This window comes from Malikia spinosa (assembly GCF_002980625.1).
Taxonomy (GTDB): Bacteria; Pseudomonadota; Gammaproteobacteria; order Burkholderiales; family Burkholderiaceae_C; genus Malikia; species Malikia spinosa.
The window spans coordinates 1-21,789 of the sequence record NZ_PVLR01000019.1; the positions used below are offsets into that span (position 1 = coordinate 1).

Here is a 21,789-nt window from a genome sequence, read left to right on the forward strand (position 1 = left end):
CAGCGCGGCCAGCAGCTTGGCCACTGCCAGCGGCTGCAGCTCGGCGTCGGTTTCGACATGAATCGCCCGGTCAGCACCGATGGCCAGCGCGGTGCGCAGGGTTTCCTGGCACTGGGCGACGCCGCAGGAGACCGCGATCACTTCGGTCGCAGCGCCCTTTTCCTTCAGGCGCACCGCTTCCTCGATCGCGATCTCGTCGAACGGGTTCATGCTCATCTTGACGTTGGCGATGTCCACGCCCGTGCCGTCGGCCTTGACCCGCACCTTGACGTTGTAGTCCACCACGCGCTTGACGGGGACGAGGATCTTCATGTTTGACTCCGAATTTGAAAATGATCAGCTTTTGGCTGCTGCCGCGGCACGACGCGCCGAGGAAGATGTCATCACCAGCGCTTCGCCTTCGATGACGACCTTGCCCTTGACGGTGCAAACCGTCTCCAGTTCGGCCCTGGCCTTCTCGGGATTCAAGGACTTGACAGTGACGGTCGCATGAACCGTGTCACCCGGCCTGACCGGCGCCTTGAACCTGAGCGCCTGGCTGAGGTAAACGGTGCCAGGCCCAGGCAGGCGATTGGCCACTGCCGCAGAAATCACGCTGGCAGACAGGAAACCATGCGCGATGCGGCCACCAAAAATCGTGGTCTGGGCGAACTCCTCGTTGGTGTGGATCGCGTTGTTGTCACCCGAGACACCAGCGAACAGCACGATATCGGCCTCGGTGATCGTCTTGGCAAAGGTGGCGGTCATGCCCACTTGCAGGTCTTCGATGTCGTATCCGTTTTCTGCGTTCATCTGCTGGTTCCCTGGTAGCTGTTGAAGAAGATTAGTTGGCGAATGCCGCCAGACCGGTGATGGCGCGACCCAGGATCAGCGCATGCACGTCATGGGTGCCTTCGTAGGTGTTGACCACCTCGAGGTTGACCAGGTGACGCGCCACGCCGTACTCGTCGCTGATGCCGTTGCCCCCCATCATGTCACGAGCCATGCGGGCGATGTCGAGCGCCTTGCCGCAGCTGTTGCGCTTGAGGATCGAGGTGACTTCGACCGGCGCATTGCCGGCGTCCTTCATGCGGCCCAGCGCCAGGCAGCCTTGCAGCCCCAGGCTGATCTCGGTCAGCATGTCGGCCAGCTTCTTCTGGATCAGCTGGTTGGCGGCCAGCGGGCGGCCGAACTGCTGGCGATCCATCACGTACTGGCGGGCGCGGGCGTAGCAGTCCTCGGCGGCACCCAGGGCGCCCCAGGCGATGCCGAAGCGGGCGCTGTTGAGGCAGGTGAACGGGCCCTTGAGGCCGCGCACGGTCGGGAAGGCGTTCTCTTCCGGGCAGAACACCTCGTCCATCACGATCTCGCCGGTGATCGAGGCACGCAGGCCGACCTTGCCGTGGATGGCTGGCGCGCTCAGGCCCTTCCAGCCCTTCTCGAGGATGAAGCCGCGGATCGCGCCTTCGTCGTCCTTGGCCCAGACCACAAACACGTCGGCGATCGGGCTGTTGGTGATCCAGATCTTGGCGCCGCTGATCGAATAGCCGCCCGGCACCTTGCGGGCACGAGTGATCATGCTGGCCGGGTCGGAGCCGTGGTTGGGTTCGGTCAGGCCGAAGCAGCCGATGAATTCACCGCGCGCCAGCTTGGGCAGGTATTTCTGCTTCTGCTCCTCGGTGCCGAATTCGTTGATCGGCACCATCACGAGCGAGGACTGCACGCTCATCATCGAGCGGTAGCCGGAGTCGACGCGCTCGACCTCGCGCGCCACCAGGCCGTAGCAGACATAGTTCAGGCCCGAGCCGCCGTAAGCTTCAGGGATGGTCACGCCCAGCAGGCCGAGCTCGCCCATCTCGCGGAAGATCGCCGGATCGGTCGACTCGTGGCGGAAGGCCAGTTGCACGCGCGGCAGCAGCTTTTCCTGGCAGTAGGCATGCGCGGCGTCGCGCACCTGGCGCTCGTCGTCAGTCAGTTGGGTTTCGAGCTGGAAGGGATCGGACCAGGAAAAACGGGCGTTGGCACTCATGACGGCTCCTCTGTACGGGTTATGCGAGTAACGATAGATCGGACAAACTCATGGTAGTTGCCGTCTGCTGAAGCTGACACGAATCTTTCTCAACAAGATATGAGAAAAACAAATATCTAGAGGTAGTCCTACTCAGCGTTGACCAAACCGCACATCGCCGAAAATGGCTGGTAGGCCGCGCGGCAGAGAGCGCAAATAGGGCGCCGGGGCCTCGACTTGCCCCCCCAGCGCAGCAGCAGCATGCCAAGGCCAGCGTGGATTGAACAGGATGGTTCGCGCCAAGGCCACCATATCGGCCTTGCCGCTGGCAATGATGTCCTCGGCCTGTTGCGGCTCGGTAATGAGGCCAACCGCCATGGTCGGCAGCCCTGTCGCACGCCTGATGGAAGCCGCAAAATCCACCTGGTAGCCAGGTCCGAGCGGAATCTTCTGCAATGGAGAGAGTCCGCCACTGGAAACATGGATGAAAGTACAACCACGCTGCTTGAGCTCGTCGGCAAAAGCGAGGCTCTGCTCGAGATCCCAACCACCCTCGACCCAGTCCGTGGCAGAAATCCGCACACCAACGGGCATTGATTCTGGCACCGCCGATCGGACCGCCTCGAAAACTTCAAGCGGAAACCGTATTCGATTCGACAGCGAACCGCCAAACTCATCGGTGCGGAAATTCGACAAGGGCGACAGGAACTGGTGCAACAGATAGCCATGCGCGGCATGCACTTCTATCGCATCAATACCAATACGGCATGCCCGCTGAGCCGCCAAGGCAAAGGCATCTCGAATTCGGACCAGGGATTCCTGGTCCAGGGCCTCGGGTGCAGGCTCGCCGGGCGACGGTGGAACCGGAGAAGGCGCCAAGGGCGTCCAGCCGCCCTGGTCGACAGGAATCAACTGCCCACCCTGCCATGGCACATGGCTGGAAGCCTTGCGCCCCGCATGCGACAGTTGAATCGCAACAGGCATCGAAGCATGTTTTCTGACGGATGACAGCACATGGCTCAAGGCCTGCTCGTTCTCGTCAGACCAGAGGCCAAGGTCATGCGGCGATATCCGACCCAGAGCCTCGACCGCAGTCGCTTCCAGAATCAGCAAGCCAGCGCCAGAAAGCAGCAGATGCCCGAGATGCACCAGGTGCCAATCACTGGCATTGCCATCATGGGCCAAATACTGGCACATCGGCGCAATCACGATCCGGTTGCCCAGCCTGAGCCGACCCAGATCGAAAGCAGAAAAAAGCATGCTCATGATCTACCCTTGGTTATTGCTTTTCAATCTTCTTCAAGCTGTCCCTGAGCACCACGCCGGACAACAAGGGCAGCTCATCGGAGACGGAATTCCCCTCTATCAGACTGACGATCCGGTGCGCCGCACGGATACCGATCTCGTTGGTCGGCACATGAACCGTCGTCAACTTGGGCTGAACCAGATGAGCCAGCTCAATGTCGTCCGAGCCTGTGATGGACAGGTCGTCAGGAACGCTGATGCCTTGCTCGCGACACTCGGCCATGGCACCGACTGCTTGCAGATCGGTGCCACAAATGAGGACTGATGGCCGGTCCGGATGGCTGAGCAACTGGATCACGGCTTGCCGTCCGCCCTCGAAGGTGAAAGGCTGCTCGATGATCCATTCAGGCCTGAGCTTCAGACCTGCGGCCTGGAGTGCATCCTGCGTCGCGGCAATACGGGCGCGGACACGCTCGTTGCGATAAGACAAGCCGGGACAGATGGCGATTTGGGTGTGCCCGTACGCCAAGACCAGCCGAGCCATCTCGAAGGTAGCGTCGTAATAGGAAAAACCGACGCACGGACGGCTGTTCGCCTCGTCCAACGACTAGGTCAGCACATAGGGAATCATGTACTGCTCAAGCAACTCGAAGACAGCATCATCATGGTCCGTTCCAACCAATACCACAGCATCCACGCCGCGCTCGACAAAGGAACGCAACAGATCCAGCTCGCGCTCGGGCCGATATTCATGGCTGGCCACGAACAACTGGTAACCCAGGCTCCAAAGCGTCTGCTGCAAGGACTGTATGGACACGGCAAATATGGGGTTGTCCAGCGTCGGGTAAATGGCGGCCACCGAACGCGTCTTGCGCGAAGCCAATGCGCGCGCAGGACCATGGCGCACATACCCCAACTCTTTTACTGCCCGCGTCACACGCTCCAATGTTGACGACTTGACCTGATCAGGAACGGACAATGCGCGCGAGGCACTGCCCAAAGATACACCAGCCAAGCGAGCGACATCCTCAAGAGTGGGACGGGTAGTTGTTGTCATAAATTTGAATACTGGATCGACCTGGTTGAAAGTGACCGAACTCGCGGGAAACTGCCAGGCTTCTCAGGCACGACGGTCTTCAAGGATCAGGTCAGCGCCTTTTTCTGCCACCATTATCACCGCTCCTTGTATGTTTCCTGACACCATTTTCGGCATCACCGAGGCGTCAACGACCCTCAAGCCATCGAGCCCCCTGACCTTCAGGCGCAAGTCCACCACGGCATTTGCATCGGAACCCATTCTGCAAGTGGCAATCGGATGGTAGATGGTCTGCCCGTTGCTCCTGGCAAACTCCAGCCATTCAAGATCCGATTTCACTCCGACGCCAGGGCTGATCTCGTGATCGATGTAATCCTTCATGGCGGGTTGACTGACGATGCGGCGCGCCAATTTCATGCTGTCGATCATGCAGCGCTGATCGACTTCGCTGGCAAGAAAATTAGGGCGAATGACAGGCTGATCAAAAGGATTGCTGGACTGGATATGGATGCTACCTTTCGACTCTGGCCGCAATTGCGCAACACCAATTGTCATGCCCGGCAATCGATCGAGGACACGTTCAGCCGCGTTGGCATAACTGGCGTGGACCATGAAATACTGGGCATCAGGCGTCAGCAGGTCCGGCCGAGTCTTCAGGAATCCATGAACCAGACCCGTTCCCAGGGTGAGGATGCCTTTCTTGGCCGAGAAATATTTGGCAACCTCACGCGCCAAGCGCCAGCCTCTGGACATCTCGTTGAGAGTGACCGTGTTCTTCACACGCCAGTTCATGCGGGTGGCAAAATGGTCGATGTAGTTCTCCCCCACCCCTCTCGACACATGCCGAACAGGAATCCCCAGTGACTGCAGCAACTCAGGGCAACCAATCCCTGACAGCTCAAGGATTTGTGGGGTCTGGATCGCTCCTGCCGCCAGCACGACTTCGGTCGCAGCGCCGACCGTCACTTCGCGACCATTCTGCCGGTATGTCACTCCGGTGCAGCGCTTGCCGCTGAGCTCCAGCCGCAACACATGGGCATGGGTTTCAACCACCAGATTGGAGCGGGATCGGGCTGGCTTCAGATAAGCGTCATAAGCGCTCCAGCGACGACCGTTCAACTGGTTGACCTGGTAATAGCCAAATCCTTCCTGGGTGGGCGAGTTGTAATCCTCGTTGTAAGGCTGACCATCCTGGGCCGCGGCCTTCAAGAAAGCATCGGAGATCGGAAAGCGTTCGTTGACCTGCTCCAGATGGAACGGACCCGCCTTCCCCCGAGTCGAACCGCCGGGCTGGTAGTTCTCCAGCTTGCTGAAATAAGGTGAAACGTCACGGTATCCCCATCCGACAGCACCGTCAGCCTCCCAGGCGTCGTAGTCCTCGGGTTGCCCACGCACGTAGATCATTCCGTTGATCAGCGTTGAGCCACCCAGGCCTTTGCCACGGGGCACGGAGATTACCCGTCCCTTGGTATTTTCTTCCGGTGCCGTCTTGAACAGCCAGTTGTATTTCTTGTTGGTCAGCAGCTTGCTGAAGCCGGCCGGTATGGGTATCCACAGGCTGGAGGGCTCGCCGCCGGCCTCCAGCAAAAGAACGCGGAACTTGCCAGAGGCCGACAGGCGGTCTGCCAGCACGCAGCCGGCCGTTCCACCACCGACGATGACGTAGTCGAATGTTTCCATGATCGTGCGCAATCAAAATCAGATCCGGCAGGGATCATTGAAGAGGCAACACCTTGCCCGGGTTCAAGAAATTGTGAGGATCAAGGGCATGCTTGACGCGCCGTGCGATCTCAAGCTCCGCTGGTGCGCGACACCGCACCATTTCACTGACGCGGTATTGCCCAATGCCGTGCTCGGCAGAAATGCTGCCGCCAAACGAACACACGACGTCGTGCACCAGCCGATTCAAGGCAGCAGCATCCACCCCCGGGGCAACGATGACGTTGTAGTGGATGTTGCCGTCGCCGGCATGGCCAAAGGCATTGATCCTGGCCTCTGGAAATGCCTGCTGAACCGCTTGGTCAGCCTGCGCCAGGAAAGCGGGAATGGCGGAAATTGGCACCGACACATCGTGCTTGATCGATCGTCCCTCCTTGCCCTCGGCTTCGGTAATGGATTCCCGCAAGGCCCACAGCTCGGCTTCCTGACGCTCTGACTCAGCCACGACACCATCGGTCGCCATCTCTTGCTCCAGCAAGTCGCCGAGCAAGGACTCAGTCGCCTCACGCAAGCCGGGCAGCGAAGAACTGGCCTCCAGCAGGACATACCAGGCGGAATCGGTCAACGGCAGCCTGAGCTGTTGATGTCGCGCCACCAGCTCGAGTGCAGCGCCGGACATCAGCTCGAATCCGGTCAATGTCTCGCCTATGGCACGCCGGGCAGCGCAAAGAACGGCCAATGAGTGTTGCGCCGAAGCCACGGCCAACAGCGCCGTGACCCGATACCTGGGCATCGGTGCCAGTTGCAGGACGGCAGCGGTCACGATGCCCAGCGTCCCCTCGGTACCGATGAACCACTGCTTCCAGTCATAGCCAGCGTTGTCCTTGCGCAAACTACGCAAGCCATTGATCACTTGACCGTCGGCAATCACGACTTCCAGGCCCATGACACGGGCACGGGCCATGCCGTAACGCAACACGTTGGTGCCACCGGCGTTGGTCGAGACGATGCCACCGATGCGGGCGGATCCTTCTGCTGCCAGGCTGATCGGCAACAGCAGCCCTTGCTCCGCCACCGCCTCCTGTGCAGTTTGCAAGACACAGCCGGCCTCGACTTCAATCGTCTCGCCCACGACATCAATGTGACGGATCGCGTTCATGCGAGCCAGAGACAGCACGACCTGGCGGCCGCTGTCATCCGGCGTAGCGCCTCCGGACAGGCCGGTGTTTCCGCCCTGAGGCACGACGGAATAACCCGCAGCCGCACAGAGCCGAACCGCCGCGGCCACCTGCTCGGTATTGCGTGGCAACAGCGCACACAAGGGACGTCCCTTGAACATGTGGCGCCAGTCGTGGCAGTAAGGCTCCAGGTCTCGTTCGTCGGTCAGGACAGCAAGTTCGCCCAGCGATTGGCGCAAGGCCAGCAACAGCGCCTCGGCACTCATGGTGCCACCTCAAGCTGCTCCAGCTTGCCCCGCATGAAGGCCGCCATCAGTGCCAACTGCGACGAGAGCATGGGTGCGCCAAAATGAATCCGGCAGCCTCGGGCCTTGGCCGCACTCAAGAGCGGGGTCTCGGCGGGCTGCATGATGATTTCGGCCACCACCTGCGAGGCCTGCAGCTTGTCTGCCTGCAAGGGCAGCGCATCACCCGGGCGCAAGCCCAGCGAGGTGCCGTTGATCACCAGCTCATGCCCTGACGGATCTTCCGTGCCTACGTTCAGCACGGCAGCAGGATGGATCGAGCGGATGCGCTCGATCAGCTGCAGTGCCTTGTCGCTCGTGCGGTTGGCCACCGTGAGACGGCTGACTCCGGCCCGCACCAGCGCAAAGGCGATCGCGCTGGCAGCGCCTCCGGCTCCGGCCAGGTAGGCACTGAGGCCAGCGGGCTCGATGCCCTGTTGGCGCAGGCCCGCGACGAAGCCTTCGCCGTCCAGCATGGTGCCGTGCAGACGGCCGTCTGCAGAACGGTGCACCACATTGACTGCACCGATGAGCCTCGCGGCCGCAGAGACCTGGTCGCACAAGGCCACCATGGCCGATTTATGGGGTACGGTGACCACGAAACCGGACAGGTTTCTCACTGCACGCAGGCCTTGCACCACGGTGGCCAGTTCGCCTTCACCGACATGAATCGGCACCATCACGCCATCGAACGCCTCGGCAGCAAAATGCTGATTGATGCCTTGCGGTGTCTTGACGTGCTGAATGGGGTCGGCAAGTATGCCGAAGATCCGGGTGTTTCCAGTAATTTGATGCATGTGATCAGGCCAGTGTGTAGGCAGTCTTGACAGAGGTGTAGAACTCACGCGCGTGAGATCCCTGCTCGCGCGGTCCATAGCTCGATCCTTTTCTTCCACCAAACGGAGCGTGGTAATCCACACCGGCGGTCGGCACGTTGACCATGACCATCCCTGCCGTGGAACGGCGCTTGAAATCGGTAGCATGCTTGAGGGAAGTGGTGCAGATACCGGAAGAAAGTCCGAAATCGGTATCGTTCGCGAGGTGAACCGCTTCCTCGTAGTCGCGCACGCGCACCACGGATGCCACGGGACCGAATACCTCCTCACGGTTGATTCGCATGGCGTTGTGCGTTTGCGTGATGAGTGCCGGGGCCAGATAGAAGCCCGGCGTGTCACGCTGCAACAATTCACCACCGGCGTACAGAACCCCACCCTCCTGACAACCCAGTTCGATGTAATGGCGGTCTTGATCGAGCTGGTCTTGCGATGCGACGGGACCGATATCGGTACCGGCCTTGAGCGCATGATCCACCCGCAGTGCGGCCATGCGCTGCGCCATGGCTGCGACAAATTGGTCGTGTATGCCGTCTTCCACGATCAGGCGGCTGGAACCGGTGCAGCGCTGGCCGGTGGAAAAGAAAGAGCCATTGATAGCAACCGAGACGGCCAGTTCGAGATCTGCATCATTGAGCACCACCAACGGGTTCTTGCCGCCCATTTCCAGCTGAACCTTTGCGCCGCGCTCCATGCAGGTCATGCCGATGCTGCGGCCGGTGGAGACGGAACCCGTGAACGTGAGGGCCCGCACCTTGCGCGAATGGGCCAGCGTCTGACCCACCTTGGAGCCGGGTCCCATGACCAGATTGAAGGTGCCGGCTGGCAACTGTCCGGCACGGGCAATGATTTCAGACAAGGCCCAGGCGCTGCCCGGAACCAGATCGGCCGGCTTGAAGACGACAGCGTTACCAAAAGCCAGCGCCGGCGCGATTTTCCAGGCAGGAATCGCGATCGGGAAATTCCACGGCGTGATGATGCCCACCACACCCTCAGGTTCGCGTGTCACCTCGACATCGACGCCCGGTCGGATGGAGGGCAGTTTCTCGCCGGCCAGGCGCAACACTTCGCCCGAGAAGAACTTGAAGACACGACCGGCGCGTACCACCTCCCCGATGCCTTCTGCAAGCGTCTTGCCCTCTTCGCGCGCCAGCAGCTCTCCGAGCTCATTGCGACGGGCCAGCACCTCGGTACCGATCCTGTCCAGCGCGTCGGAGCGCTGCTCGGCAGTCCACTGGGCCCAGGTCTTCTGAGCCTGGTAGGCCGACTCAATTGCCTGTTCGGTCTGGGCCGCATCAGCTCGGCTGTATTCACCGATGACGTCCCGGGTATCGGACGGATTGATGTTCAATCCAGCCGTGACTCCCTCAACCCATTCACCGGCTATGAAATTCTTGTGCAACTTGGTGTTCATTGAATGGTTCCTCGCAATTTATTTCAGGTCATCAGCCAACCGCCGGCGACATCAATCACTTGCCCAGTGATGAAGCTCGACTGGTCTGAAGTCAAGAACAGGCAGGCATCAGCCACCTCAACCGGTTTACCTAGACGCCGCAGGGGAGTCACGGCAATGACCGCCTCATTGGCTTCGCGCGGCGCTCCGGCCACCATCGGGGTATCCACCCGACCGGGCGCCAGTGCGTTCACGGTGATGCCATGTGGGCCAAGCTCTCCCGCCAGGTGCCGCGTCAGGCCGATCAGGCCGGCCTTGGTGGTGCTGTAATGCGCCGCAACGATATCCAGATAGGCTTTTCCTGCGACCGAAGACATGCTGACAATCCGACCAAAACGGCGCTGCACCATGCCCGGCGCCAACAACCGGGTGAAGTTGAATACGCTATTCAGGTTGACGTCCATCACCTGCAGCCATTCCGCCGGCTCCATCTGCCAGATCGGTGACGGAAGCCCGGCATGCTTGGGTGAAATGCCTGCGTTGTTGATCAAGGTGTCAACAGGCCCCAACGCTGCGACCACGCTGCGGCAGGCCGCCTCGCAATCCGCATAGTTTCCGACATCAGCCGCGGCGAAATGCACCTTGCAGCCTTCGGCCGCCAGGGTTGAAACCAGGGCATTGGCCACTTCGGGCGAGCGATCGACCACGCCGACAGCGGCACCCTGGCGGGCGTATTGCCTGACGATCTCCGAACCAATGCCACCACCACCGCCAGTCACCAGGACCACGCGACCTTTGTGCGTCAATGTAGCTTCCACTTGTTGCCTCCTGATCGGGTGATCTCAATGCCCCAGATACGCGCGTCGCACATGCGGGTTATCCAGTAATTCGCGGCCCGTGCCACTGAGGGTGATGCAGCCATTCTCGAGAACGTAACCACGATCAGCGATCTGCAGGGTATGGAAAACGTTTTGCTCGACCAGCAATACCGTGGTGCCTTGATCGGCGACGGTTCGCACCACATCAAACATCTGATCCACCAACAGTGGCGACAAGCCCAGCGACGGCTCGTCAAAGACCAGCAAGCGCGGGTCGGCCATCATGCCGCGTGCAATCGCCACCATTTGCTGTTCACCGCCGGAAAGAGAACCGGCCAGCTGTGCCAGTCGCTCCTTGACACGCGGGAAAATCTCCAGGACTTTCTCCATGCGCTCCTTGTGGAATGGGCGGGCCGAAGTCTTGTAGGCACCCATCAGCAGGTTTTCCTCGACGGTCAGGAACGGGAACAGTTGCCGCCCTTCAGGAATCATCGTGATGCCAAGCTCCACGATTTCATGCGGAGCGTGGCTGGTCAAATTCAAGCTGTCGAACTCGATCGAACCACTGCGTGCCTTGACAAGGCCGCAAAGGGTTTTCAGCGTAGTGGTCTTGCCGGCGCCATTGGCCCCCACCAGCGTGACCACCTCACCCGCATGCACCTCGAGCGAGACACCACGCAGAACCTCACTTTTTCCGTAACCCGCGGTTACATCACGCAGCTTGAGCATGGGTGTAGCCCTTTCCTAAATAAGCCTCGATCACGGCCGGGTCATTGACGACATCAGCCGGCTTGCCCTCGCGCAACACCTTGCCGACGTTGATGACAACGATGCGGTCAGACAAGGCCATGGTCGCTTGCATCAGATGTTCGATCATCAGCACCGAAACACCGGAATCTCGAATCCTCTTGATCATTTCAATAGCGCGTGCCACATCAGAAGGATTCAATCCGGCCAGCACCTCGTCGAGCAGCAGGACCCGTGGTCGGGTGGCCAAGGCGCGCGCCACTTCCAGGCGCTTCATTCCGCCCACCGTGAGGCTGCGCGCCTCGGTATCGAGCAACGCGGTCAGGTCAGTCAGGTGCGCCACTTCGCGCGCGACAGCCTCGGCCTCCGAACGCAAGCGGGTGTGCATGAAGGCGCCGAGCATGATGTTTTCCATGACCGACAACCCTGCAAACGGCTGCACGATCTGGAACGTGCGTCCGACACCGGCCCTGGCAAAGGTTTCCGGAGACCGCGGCGAACTCCAGTCGACCCCGGTTCGGACAGTCACCGTGCCCTGGTCTGGCCGGATGAACCCCGACAACTGGTTGAAGACCGTGGTCTTGCCAGCCCCGTTGGGACCGATGACGCCCAGGATCTCGCCCTCATGCAAGGTCAGCGACACGTCGTCGGTGGCTTTCAGACCACCAAACCGCTTGTGCAGGCCCTCGGCCTTCAAGATGGGCTGGCCCAGACTGGTGGCAATCCTCTGGACAGCCGGCCTGGCGGGTTCTGCGGCCTTGGCCTTGTGGCCATTCGGCAGCCGATCGATCAGGCGCAGGACCTGCTGGCTGAGATGGCCGACCAGACCACGGGGGAAGAACAGCACGACAAACACCAGCAGCATGCCGTAGACAAAACCGTGAGTGCCATTGCCAAACGCACTCAGCCAGCCGCGCGCCAACTCGGCCACAGGCAGCACCAGCACGGTACCGACCACCGGACCCGCCACCGTTCCCAGACCGCCGATGAGCGCAAACATGGCAATCTGGATCGAGAGCTCGAGCGAGAATGCCGCGGAAGGCTCCAGGAACGTCAGGTACATGCCGTGGAAGCTGCCAATCAGGCTGGTCAGCACCGCCGATATGACAGCGGCCGCAATCTTTGCACGCACCGCATTGACACCCACGGCACGGGCCGCATCCTCGCGCTCACGCACAGCGATCAGGTAGAAACCGAAGCGCGAGCGGCGGATCAGCCATGCCACCAGCAAGGTGACGGCGAAGAATCCGAAGGCAACCAGCAGATAGGCCCACTTTTCGCGAAAGATCATCCAGGGCAGACCGATCTGCAACGGAACGTTCAAGCCCGCCGATCCACCGGTCCAGCCCTCGAAGTGGGTGACCAGCAGGCGCACGACCTCCAGGAAAGCAATCGTTGCCAGTGAAAAGAAGGGGCCGCGCAAGCGCAAGGTCGGATAGGCAATCAGCAGGGCAACCACGGATGAGACTGCGGCACCCGCAAACATCCCGATCCAGGGCGAGATGCCGAATTTCGCTACCAGCAGACCGGCCGAATAGCTGCCAATACCGTAGAAGACGGCGTGCCCAAGCGACAACTGGCCGGCAAATCCACCAACGATGTTCCAGGCAGTCGCCAAGCCGGCAAAGACACAGACCTGGATGGCCAGGTGGTAGACAAATGACGACTGGAGCGCCAGGGGCAGCCACAGGATGGCCGACAACGCCAGAAGTCCGATATAGACCCGTGGGTTCAAGATGGGGGGCATCATGGGATGTCCTTTACTCAGATCCGCGACCCAGACCGAACAGACCGGTCGGACGCACAATAAGAATGGCCAGGAAAACAAGGAAGTAGACAACCTCCTTCAATGCCGGACCGACGTAGTAACCCGCAAGACTGTCAATCAGTCCGATGAAAATGGAGCCGATGACAGCACCCGGCAAACTCCCCATGCCACCGAGCACGACGATCACGAAAGCAGTCAGGACAAAATACTGCCCCACGGTCGGAAAGGCGGGATACTGGACGGCCAGCAGACCGGCAGCAAGGCCGACCAGACCGGCTCCAATGCCAAATGCCAGCACATAGGATTTATTGACGTTGACACCCATCAGGGCAGCAGATACCCGATTCTGGGCCAGCGCCCTGAATGCGCGGCCAGTGTAGGTATGCTTCAGGAACAGGTGCATTCCGGTAGCCACGGCAATCGCAACCACAAAGGTGATGACTTGCCCGCTGACGAAGGTCAGCGAACCCAGCGTCAAGGGCTCGGTACCCAGGGTTACTTCGGCCTTGCGAATGTCTGCACCAAACAGCATCAGCGCAAGATTCAGCAGTGCCGTCGAAACACCGACAGTTGCAAAGATCTGGATATGGGCATCTGCTGTCAACAGCGGCTGAATGACAAGTCGCTGCATCAACGCCCCCAACACAAAGAGCAGCACTGCCACCAGCACCGCTGAGGCGTAGGGATGCAATCCCGCGTGTTGCGCCAGCAGCCAGACGGCATACATGCCTATCATCAGGAACTCGCCATGAGCAAAGTTCACGACCCGGACGACGCCAAATATCAGTGTCAAGCCAATGCTGATGATGGCGTAAGCACCGCCTAGCAGCAGTCCGTTAACCAAGAGCTGAATAAATATCGACACAGCAACCCCCATGTTGCGAGAGACTAGCCTCGCGCAACTTTAAAAAATTAACGACAGGTCGCGCAGCGCCTTATTTGGCAGCAATGGGCTTTGCTGTAGCAACCGATTCCGGGAACACCGTCAGCAGCTTGCCACCTTGCCATTGCATCAGGTTGCTGGAGGCCAACTGGTTCTGACCGTTCTCGCCGAACTGGAAGCCCCAGCCAGCGGCACTGGAGCCAACGAGCTTCTTGTAGGAAAGTACCGCCGACCGGATCTTTTCCTTGTCGGTTGACTTGGCTTCCACCATGACATCAAGGAAAGCCTTCGCTCCCACATAGTTCACCAAGCTATGCCCGGACCGGGGCTGGACCCCATATCGCTTCTGGTACGCGGCAACAAAGTTCTTCAAGCCTGGCGCACCGTCCTCCTTCATCGTGACTTGCGGGAAGTCAACGTTGAAAACCCCTTCAATCGAAGTCCCCAGTGCCTGCGCCGTTTCCTGCAGGGAATACCCGCCGCCAGCACCAATCACCGCCTTGGGCTTGAATCCAGCGCTTGCAGCTTGACGGAAAAACAGCAGGGTGTCGTTTTGATAAGAGGTCTGCAGCACGACATCGGCGCCCGATCCTTTCAGGCGCAACACCAGTGAAGACAAGTCCACACTCTTAGCCGAATAGGCCTGTGTCTCGACGACGTTCAAGCCAAGACGCTTGGCCTCTTCCTTCTGGAATCCGCCCACCAATGTCCCGTAAGGACCGTCTTCGTAGATGATGGCGATCTTCAGTGCCTTGGGGTCGATCTTCAGATTCGGAGCAATCACCTTGACAATGGATTCGATGCTGCGATCAGCAAAGCTCTTGGCTGTCGCATTGCTGCGGAACAGGTACTTGAATCCTCGGCCAGTGATCGTGTCAGCGACTGCACCCAGTTCAAAATATGGTACGCCGGCCAATTCGGTGACCTGGGTCGCGGCAGATGAAACGCCGGAGGCATAGCTGCCAAAGATGGCGGATACATTTTCGACCGACGTCAAGCGCCGCGCTTCGCCTACCGCCTGGTTGGCATCCACTGCATCGGCCTTCAACAGGGTGATTTTCTTTCCGTTGATGCCGCCACTGGTGTTTCGCTCTTCAACGGCCATTTCCACGCCACGGAAGCTTTCGTCGCCAAGCAAGGCCAGGCCACCGCTGAATGGATAGAGTGCACCCACCTTGACATCCTGCGCCTGTGACGGTGTGACAGCCATCACGGTCAGGCATGCCATGGCCGTTGCAAGTTGCTTGAAATGCTTGATCATTGTTGTCTCCTTCAGAATTTGACCGATAAAAATGAAGCGCTTCATTTTTTAATGAAAAAAAACGAGAATAGGCCATCACTCCCCGCCATGATAAAATGAAGCGCTTCATTTTTCAAGCGGACGCGCCCACTAAAATCTAAGTGTTTTCCCTAGGAACGGCCAAGCGGACGCAAGGCGGCTGGATGGCGAAGGCATCAGAAGGCAGCCTGGTAGATCGCGAGTGCATCCTCGTAGCCGATCGGGCGGGGATTGTGGTCCAGCAGGCGTTGCACCTTCATCGCTTCACGCGCCAGCAGCGGCAGCTCGCTGCGCGGGATGCCTGCCTGACGCAAGGTTTGTGCATAGGGCATGCGGGCTACCCGCTGCGAAATTGCCTGCACAAATGCTGCGGCAGCGTGGCCATCGTCGGTCGCCAGCAGGCCAGGCAAGATGGCTCGTCCCATTTCAGCATAAATTGTCTGCGCCGATTCCAGGTTGAAGCGCAGCACATGCGGCAACAGCAGGGAATTGGAAAGCCCATGCGGAATATGGAAATGCCCGCCCAGTGGATAGGCCAAGGCATGGACCGCTCCGACGGACGAATTGCCAAACGCCATTCCGGCCAGCAAGGAGCCGAACAGCATCTGCTCGCGCGCCACGAGATCATGGCCATCACCCACCGCTGCCGGCAGGTTGGAATACAGGATCTGCAAGGCTTTCAAAGCCAGCACATCAGAGATCGGATTTCTTTTCAGTACCGTAGTCAGCGCTTCGATCGCATGAACCATGGCGTCTATCCCGGTCATGGCCGTAACAGCTGGCGGCAAGCCCACGGTCAACTGGCTGTCAAGCAATGCCAGGTCGGGCAGCAGCAGGGAAGACACCACGGTCTTCTTCTCGTGCCCGGGCGTGGTGACCACGGAGACCCAGGTGACTTCGGACCCGGTGCCAGCCGTGGTAGGAACCTGGATCAGCGGCAACCGGGGCCCGCGCGCGAGTCCAGCGCCGTAGATGTCCTGCAGAAGTTGCGGCGTGCGCAGCAGCAAGGCCACCAGCTTCGCCGTGTCGAGTGAACTGCCGCCACCAAATCCGATCACGCCGTCGACAGCTGCAGACTGGCCGACCGCAACGGCTTGCAAGATACAGGCCTCGGGCGGGTCAGCCTGCACTTCGGAAAAGATGGAAACCGCCACCGAAGCGGCCGCCAAGGAAGCCACAGCCGCTTGCGTCAATCCCGCTTGCTGCAGACCGGCGTCGGTAACCAGCAGAACATGAGAGATGCCCAGGTTGCGCGCGAACGTACCCAGTTGAGCGATAGCACCTGGCTGGCAGACGATGCGTGGCGCTGTTTCGAATTGAAATGGATTCATGCTGCAAGATCGATGGTCTTTGTTGCGAACAATTCAACTGCATCGGAAGGAAAATCGACGTTCATGAAGATGATTTCCTCACTTGCCGCCGTGCGAGACACAGTCATCGCACAGCGGCAACTGCTCAATGCAGGTCTGGCGAACGGATTACTGTTTGCCAGGCACGGGCTTTGCCGTGGCCACATGCTCAGGGTAGACCGTCACCAGCTTGCCGCCTTGCCACTGCATCAAGTTGCTGGAGGCCAGCTGATTCTGCCCGTTCTCCCCGAAATGGAAGCCCCAACCGGCAGCACTGGAACCAATCGGCTTGCGATAGGCCAACGCCGATTGGCGGATTTTTTCAGGATCAGTGGATTTGGCCGCTGACATGATGTCAAGAAACGACTTGGCACCCACATAGTTTACCAGGCTGTGACCCGAGCGTGGCGCCGATCCATACCGCTTTTCATATGCCGCCACGAACTCTTTCAAGCCTGGCGCACCCGCCTCTTTCATGGTGATTTGCGGAAAGTCCACGTTATAGACTGCCTCGATTCCGCTACCCAGGGCCTGGGCAGTTTCCTGCAGCGAATAGCCACCGCCAGCGCCGATCACGGCCCGAGGCTTGTAGCCGGCACTTGCCGACTGGCGGAAGAACAGCAAGGTGTCGTTCTGATACGAGGTTTGCAGAACGATATCGGCATTGGCGCCCTTGAGACGAAGCACAAGAGAGGACAGGTCAACGCTTTTAGCCGAGTAAGCCTGGCTTTCGACCACGTTCAGTCCCAAGCGCTTGGCCTCCTCCTTCTGGAAGCCGCTGACCAGGGTACCGTAAGGGCCATCTTCATAGATGATGGCAATTCTCAGCGCCTTGGGATCAGTCTTCAGCGTCGGCGCGATGACCTTGACGATCGATTCGATGCTGCGATCAGCAAAGCTCTTGGCCGTCGAGTTGCTGCGGAACACATATTTGAAGCCCCTGGCCGTGATCGTGTCTGCAACCGCACCGAGCTCAAAATATGGCACACCCGACAGTTCAGTCACTTGTGTGGCGGCGGTAGCGACACCCGACGAGAAACTGCCAAAAATTGCCGAAACCCCCTCAACCGAAGTCAAGCGGCGAGCTTCGCCGACCGCCTGGTTCGCATCGACAGCATCGGCTTTCACCAGGACCACCTTTTTTCCATCCACGCCGCCGCTGGCGTTGCGTTCATCGACGGCCATTTGGGTACCGCGAAAGCTTTCATCGCCCAACAGCGCCAGACCGCCACTGAATGGGTACAAAGCTCCTATCTTGATCTCTTGAGCTTGAATCGACGCAGCGGCCATAGTAGTCAGACAGGCAACTGCAGTAGTCAGTCTTTTAACTCTCTTCAGCACAGGTATCTCCTCGAATTCAATCAAAAATGAAGCGCTTCATTTTGTGTCTAAAAAAATTCAAGTCACAAAATGCAAGCAAATACTAACCCGAAGCGGTTTATTTTTGTGCAGTCCATCATCAGCGAAAGCTAGTGGTTTTCCCTGATGATTGCCGTTTCAATCCATCATTCAGTCGAGCTTGAGCTTTCTGTCGCTGACGACTTTCCTGTAGGTCTCGAACTCGGACTTGATCTGGGCGGAAAACTGCTCCGGCGTATTGGCCACGATGATCGAACTCGTGTTCTCGATGCGGGTGCGCACCACAGGATCTTCCAGCGCGATGCGCACCGCACTGTTGACCTTGTCGACAATTTCACGCGGCAGGTTCCTGGGCCCGACTATGCCGTAATAGGCCATCCGGTTGACCGACTCCAAGCCGACCTCCTTGAAAGTCGGCACGTCTGGCAACTGTGCCACACGCTGCGGTGCTGCAACCACAATCGGCACCAGTTTCCCTGCCTTGATAAAGGGTAGCGCCGAAGGAAGCTGATCGAAGATCACAGGCAGTTGACCAGCCACGACATCGTTGAGTGCCGGCCCACTACCCCGGTACGGAATATGCGTCAGAAAAACCTCGGTCAGCCCCTTCCACAACTCGGTCTGCAGATGGGCAATTCCACCCGTGCCTGACGAGGCATAGGAATATTTTCCGGGACTCTTCTTGAGCTCGCGCAGCAGGCTGCGGTAGTCCTTGGCCGGGAAATCCGGATGGACGGCAATCACATTGGGAGTGGCGGCAATGTTGATGATCGGCGTGAAATCATTGATCGGGTGATAGGGAATCCTGGGGTTGATCGCCGGGTTGGCGGCCGTGGTCGAGACCGTGGCAATGCCCAGCGTATAGCCATCGGGAGCGGCTCGTGCGGTCTCGGCTGCGCCGACAGTGCCCCCGCCACCGGCCTTGTTCTCGACGATGACTGTCTGACCCAGTGCCTTGCCCAGCGGTTCGGCAATGCTGCGGGCAATGATGTCGGTCGTTCCGCCAGCGGAAAAAGGGACCTGGAGCTTGATGACTTTCTGCGGCCAGGCTTGCGACCAGGCGAACTGGCAGGATGTGGCGGCCAGTGCAGCCAAGAGGAATTGCTTGCGGTTCATGTTGTTGTCTCCTTGATTTTCATGCTCAACACCGATCCGACCACCGGCCACCCTGCCGGTCGCCATCCAGCGCAGGGGGTGGCAGCGGGGCGGTCGGGCGTTGGCCATCGAACCGCATCGGATTCGCGATCATCGGCGGCACGCTGCTGTCGGCAGACTCCAGCACCATGCCGCGCGCCTTGACATGCGGATGCGCCATCACCTGCTCGATGTCCAATATGGGAGAGCAAGGCACGGCCGCCCGGTCCAGCAGCCCGCTCCAGTCGGCGGTACTGCGCGACATGGTCCAACCCGTCAGCAAGGGCACCAGCTCGGCGCGGTGCGCGACCCGGGCCGGATTGGTGGCGAAACGCGGGTCGGCAGCCACATCGGCATGGCCGGCGGCCTCGCAGAAGCGCGCAAACTGGCCGTCATTGCCAACCGCCAGCACCATGTGGCCGTCCCGGGTCGGAAACACCTGGTAGGGCACGATGTTCGGATGGGCATTGCCCATCCGCGTCGGATTGGTCCGGCCAACCAGCTGGTTGCTGGCCTGGTTGGCCAGCATCGCCACCTGGACGTCGAACAAGGAGGCGTCAATCACCCGGCCCTGTCCGGTACGCGCACGCTCGTGCAGTGAGGCGAGGATGGCGGTCACGGCATACAGCCCGGTCATCAGGTCAGTGACGGCCACGCCCACCTTCTGGGGCTCGCCCCCCTTGTCTCCGGTGATGCTCATCAAGCCAGCTTCAGCCTGGATGGCAAAGTCGTAACCCGCCTTGTGTGACAGCGGGCCGTCTTGTCCGTAGCCTGTGATGGAGCAGTAGATGAGTCGCGGGTTGATAGCCTGCAGGCTGGCCGCATCCAGGCCGTACTTGGCCAGCTGACCTACCTTGTAGTTCTCGATCAGGATGTCGGCTTCGAGTGCCAGCTCTCGCACCTGGCTGATGCCCTCGGGGCTGGCGATGTCGATGGCCAGCGAGCGCTTGCCTCGGTTGGCACACAGGAAATAGGCAGCGACCCGGTCCGCACCCTTGCCCCACCAGGGAGGCCCCCAGGCGCGGGTGTCGTCACCGGAGCCTGGGCGCTCGACCTTGATGACATCGGCGCCGTAGTCGGCGAGCAACTGGCCGGCCCAGGGCCCTGCCAACACGCGTGATAAGTCGAGCACTCGAACACCGTCGAGCATCTGGGGCAGGAAGCTGGTCTGCATATGAATCAGTGAGTGAAGGCGGTGGATGCCTGCAATGGCGCGGCCTGGAATCCACGCTGGCATCTCGTGGCGGCCCGCGCAGGTGTTGTGTCGTTCGAGGTTGACCAGATGGCGAACGGTCGCTTTCGGTACCGGTCATGCGTAACCCGGTGAACTTGGCCAACTCATGGTAGTTCTGATTCCAAACGCCCTGCATGAATCTTTCTCAACAAGATATGAGAATAGCCAATATCTAAATTCAAATTAGGTACAAACCCCATTCAGGAAAACCCGCACTCCCAGGCTCCAGACATGAGAGAAAAGCAGCCCTGGCACGTCTTGCCAAGCCCAGTTGCACCCTGGCCTCAAATAGCAATGATTCTCATTTACAATGAGCCAGATACTTGTTTCCCAGGAGGTTCACATGGAGCACATGGCCACTTCAACCCGCAGAGCAAGGCGTTCGCATGTGTGATCAATGCATCAGTACCGTTGCGGCATCCGCCGGGTCGCGGCGCCGGCGTCTTTGGGACTTGCCGCACCAGTGCCACTGCCCGCTGGTGGGCGTGTGTTTTCCGCTCAGCACGCTGCGCCAGCTGGTCAACAAGGCGCTCGGCGGCAAGGCGATGGCCGATGACTACGAGGTCCACGTCGGCGCCGTGTCCGAATGCCTGCAACGCAACCGGCTTTCGGAGCTGCTGCAGAAAGACCTGGAGTCCCGCTACGCCAGCACGGTCCAGGCCTTCAGGGCAGCCAAGACCACCAAGGAGCTGGCCGGGCTGTGGGCCGATGCGGTGCGCAGAGGCGATGTCGCTGGCGCATTCTGGGCCGCGCTGACACATCCACGCTGCGACGAGGTGTTGCAGGAAGTGGTTCTGAGGGACATGCACATGCTGCAGCACCAGGCGGGAGCGGCCATCCGGGTCGACATTGGCAAGTTCAACCTGCTGCTCAGGGAGCATGGCGTTCTGGCCCGGGAGCTGGGCAAGGCGCAGCAACGTTGCACGCAATTGCTCGCGGAGAAGTCTGCCGAGATCGAGCAGTTGAACAGCCAGCTGGTACAGCAGCGAGCAGCAACCATCGGCAAGGAGACCCGGATCGCCTTCCTGCTCCAGGACCTGCAGCAGCTCAGGGCGTCACTACCGGACTATGAAAACACGTCAAGGCTGCGCAAGCAACTGGAACAGCTCGCCCACCGTCAAGCCGAGCTCGAAACGCAGAATGCGCAGCTGCGCCAGCAGCTCGGTCAAGCGCAACGCGCACTGAGCCTGCGCGGACCGGAAGACGCGCCTGCGCTGGCCAGCGAGCCTCAGCAGGACCCGATCAAGGAAGCACCGATCACGCTCCATCTCGGGAAGAAGACCGTCCTGTGTGTCGGTGGTCGCAATGGCAACCTGGCCCACTACCGGGAGGTCATCGAACGGGCGGGCGGTCAGTTTGCCCATCACGACGGGGGCCTGGAAAACCACCAGGGGGCGCTCGATGCCGTGCTGGGCGCAGCCGACCTGGTCATCTGCCAGACCGGTTGCATCAGCCACAACGCCTACTGGCGGGTCAAGGATTTCTGCAAGCGACACGGCAAGCAATGCGTTTTTGTCGAGAATCCCAGCACCTCGTCGCTGTCACGCTCACTGCAACAAATCGCGCAGGTTCCATGATTGGCGGCCAGCACCGGCTCGACATC

Annotated in this window: 18 protein-coding genes and 1 pseudogene; 1 reads left to right on the forward strand and 18 read right to left on the reverse strand. The window is 60.0% G+C overall.

Annotated elements, in window-relative coordinates; genetic code table 11:
• The 18 genes and pseudogenes from C6P61_RS07625 to C6P61_RS07710 all read right to left on the reverse strand — a co-directional run.
• Positions 1 to 312: electron transfer flavoprotein subunit beta/FixA family protein (locus C6P61_RS07625; RefSeq protein ID WP_425319738.1), on the reverse strand; the 312-nt coding region annotated here is incomplete at its 3' end.
• Between the two features lie 24 nt (positions 313 to 336).
• Positions 337 to 792 (reverse strand): MaoC family dehydratase, encoded by a 456-nt coding sequence (locus C6P61_RS07630; RefSeq protein ID WP_105729338.1) that lies wholly within the window; start codon positions 790 to 792, stop codon positions 337 to 339.
• Positions 793 to 823: 31 nt separating this feature from the next.
• Positions 824 to 2,008 carry an acyl-CoA dehydrogenase gene (locus tag C6P61_RS07635; protein ID WP_105729339.1) on the reverse strand — a complete coding sequence of 395 codons (1,185 nt, stop codon included), beginning with the start codon at positions 2,006 to 2,008 and terminating at the stop codon, positions 824 to 826.
• 132 nt (positions 2,009 to 2,140) lie between these two features.
• Positions 2,141 to 3,253, reverse strand: a complete 1,113-nt coding sequence (locus tag C6P61_RS07640; RefSeq protein ID WP_105729340.1) for an NADH:flavin oxidoreductase/NADH oxidase — start codon at positions 3,251 to 3,253, stop codon at positions 2,141 to 2,143.
• Between the two features lie 13 nt (positions 3,254 to 3,266).
• Positions 3,267 to 4,289, reverse strand: a pseudogene (locus C6P61_RS07645) (LacI family DNA-binding transcriptional regulator).
• 63 nt (positions 4,290 to 4,352) lie between these two features.
• The gene (locus C6P61_RS07650; RefSeq protein WP_105729401.1) at positions 4,353 to 5,948 is read right to left on the reverse strand and encodes a GMC family oxidoreductase; all 1,596 of its coding nucleotides are present in this window, start codon (positions 5,946 to 5,948) and stop codon (positions 4,353 to 4,355) included.
• Between the two features lie 34 nt (positions 5,949 to 5,982).
• On the reverse strand, positions 5,983 to 7,371 hold the full coding sequence (locus tag C6P61_RS07655; protein ID WP_105729341.1) for an FAD-binding oxidoreductase: 1,389 nt from the start codon (positions 7,369 to 7,371) through the stop codon (positions 5,983 to 5,985).
• On the reverse strand, positions 7,368 to 8,186 hold the full coding sequence (locus C6P61_RS07660; protein ID WP_105729342.1) for a shikimate dehydrogenase family protein: 819 nt from the start codon (positions 8,184 to 8,186) through the stop codon (positions 7,368 to 7,370). The genes C6P61_RS07655 and C6P61_RS07660 overlap by 4 nt, the downstream gene beginning before the upstream one ends.
• 4 nt (positions 8,187 to 8,190) lie before the next feature.
• The gene (locus C6P61_RS07665; RefSeq protein WP_105729402.1) at positions 8,191 to 9,624 is read right to left on the reverse strand and encodes an aldehyde dehydrogenase family protein; all 1,434 of its coding nucleotides are present in this window, start codon (positions 9,622 to 9,624) and stop codon (positions 8,191 to 8,193) included.
• Between the two features lie 35 nt (positions 9,625 to 9,659).
• Positions 9,660 to 10,433, reverse strand: coding sequence for an SDR family oxidoreductase (locus C6P61_RS07670; RefSeq protein WP_244908831.1), 774 nt, complete (start codon positions 10,431 to 10,433; stop codon positions 9,660 to 9,662).
• A 24-nt stretch (positions 10,434 to 10,457) separates the two neighbouring features.
• Positions 10,458 to 11,162, reverse strand: coding sequence for an ABC transporter ATP-binding protein (locus tag C6P61_RS07675; RefSeq protein ID WP_105729344.1), 705 nt, complete (start codon positions 11,160 to 11,162; stop codon positions 10,458 to 10,460).
• A complete protein-coding gene (locus tag C6P61_RS07680; protein ID WP_105729345.1) occupies positions 11,146 to 12,930 on the reverse strand; it encodes a branched-chain amino acid ABC transporter ATP-binding protein/permease in 1,785 nt (594 codons plus the stop codon). Before C6P61_RS07680 ends, C6P61_RS07675 begins: the two co-directional genes overlap by 17 nt.
• Positions 12,931 to 12,940: 10 nt before the next feature.
• Entirely contained in the window at positions 12,941 to 13,813 is an 873-nt protein-coding gene (locus tag C6P61_RS07685; protein ID WP_105729403.1) for a branched-chain amino acid ABC transporter permease, read from the reverse strand.
• A 70-nt stretch (positions 13,814 to 13,883) separates the two neighbouring features.
• Entirely contained in the window at positions 13,884 to 15,092 is a 1,209-nt protein-coding gene (locus tag C6P61_RS07690) for an ABC transporter substrate-binding protein (RefSeq protein ID WP_105729346.1), read from the reverse strand.
• Between the two features lie 194 nt (positions 15,093 to 15,286).
• On the reverse strand, positions 15,287 to 16,441 hold the full coding sequence (locus C6P61_RS07695; protein WP_105729347.1) for an iron-containing alcohol dehydrogenase: 1,155 nt from the start codon (positions 16,439 to 16,441) through the stop codon (positions 15,287 to 15,289).
• Positions 16,442 to 16,588: 147 nt separating this feature from the next.
• Positions 16,589 to 17,800: an ABC transporter substrate-binding protein gene (locus tag C6P61_RS07700; protein WP_342352611.1), complete on the reverse strand. Its 1,212-nt coding sequence runs from the start codon at positions 17,798 to 17,800 to the stop codon at positions 16,589 to 16,591.
• Between the two features lie 168 nt (positions 17,801 to 17,968).
• Complete coding sequence (locus C6P61_RS07705; protein WP_105729349.1) at positions 17,969 to 18,934, reverse strand: tripartite tricarboxylate transporter substrate binding protein BugE; 966 nt, start codon at positions 18,932 to 18,934, stop codon at positions 17,969 to 17,971.
• A gap of 25 nt (positions 18,935 to 18,959) precedes the next feature.
• Positions 18,960 to 20,126, reverse strand: coding sequence for a CaiB/BaiF CoA transferase family protein (locus tag C6P61_RS07710; RefSeq protein ID WP_244908832.1), 1,167 nt, complete (start codon positions 20,124 to 20,126; stop codon positions 18,960 to 18,962).
• Between the two features lie 512 nt (positions 20,127 to 20,638).
• Here C6P61_RS07710 and C6P61_RS07715 point away from each other — a divergent pair.
• Complete coding sequence (locus C6P61_RS07715) at positions 20,639 to 21,763, forward strand: DUF2325 domain-containing protein (protein WP_244908834.1); 1,125 nt, start codon at positions 20,639 to 20,641, stop codon at positions 21,761 to 21,763.
• The last annotated feature ends 26 nt before the right edge of the window (positions 21,764 to 21,789 follow it).

Coding starts and splice junctions, on each gene's coding strand:
- C6P61_RS07710 (WP_244908832.1), bottom strand. CDS start 20,126: ATGCAGACCAGCTTCCTGCCCCAGATGCTCGACGGTGTTCGAGTGCTC.
- C6P61_RS07640 (WP_105729340.1), bottom strand. CDS start 3,253: ATGAGCATGCTTTTTTCTGCTTTCGATCTGGGTCGGCTCAGGCTGGGC.
- C6P61_RS07650 (WP_105729401.1), bottom strand. CDS start 5,948: ATGGAAACATTCGACTACGTCATCGTCGGTGGTGGAACGGCCGGCTGC.
- C6P61_RS07705 (WP_105729349.1), bottom strand. CDS start 18,934: ATGAACCGCAAGCAATTCCTCTTGGCTGCACTGGCCGCCACATCCTGC.
- C6P61_RS07695 (WP_105729347.1), bottom strand. CDS start 16,441: ATGAATCCATTTCAATTCGAAACAGCGCCACGCATCGTCTGCCAGCCA.
- C6P61_RS07680 (WP_105729345.1), bottom strand. CDS start 12,930: ATGATGCCCCCCATCTTGAACCCACGGGTCTATATCGGACTTCTGGCG.
- C6P61_RS07655 (WP_105729341.1), bottom strand. CDS start 7,371: ATGAGTGCCGAGGCGCTGTTGCTGGCCTTGCGCCAATCGCTGGGCGAA.
- C6P61_RS07690 (WP_105729346.1), bottom strand. CDS start 15,092: ATGATCAAGCATTTCAAGCAACTTGCAACGGCCATGGCATGCCTGACC.
- C6P61_RS07630 (WP_105729338.1), bottom strand. CDS start 792: ATGAACGCAGAAAACGGATACGACATCGAAGACCTGCAAGTGGGCATG.
- C6P61_RS07635 (WP_105729339.1), bottom strand. CDS start 2,008: ATGAGTGCCAACGCCCGTTTTTCCTGGTCCGATCCCTTCCAGCTCGAA.
- C6P61_RS07675 (WP_105729344.1), bottom strand. CDS start 11,162: ATGCTCAAGCTGCGTGATGTAACCGCGGGTTACGGAAAAAGTGAGGTT.
- C6P61_RS07660 (WP_105729342.1), bottom strand. CDS start 8,186: ATGCATCAAATTACTGGAAACACCCGGATCTTCGGCATACTTGCCGAC.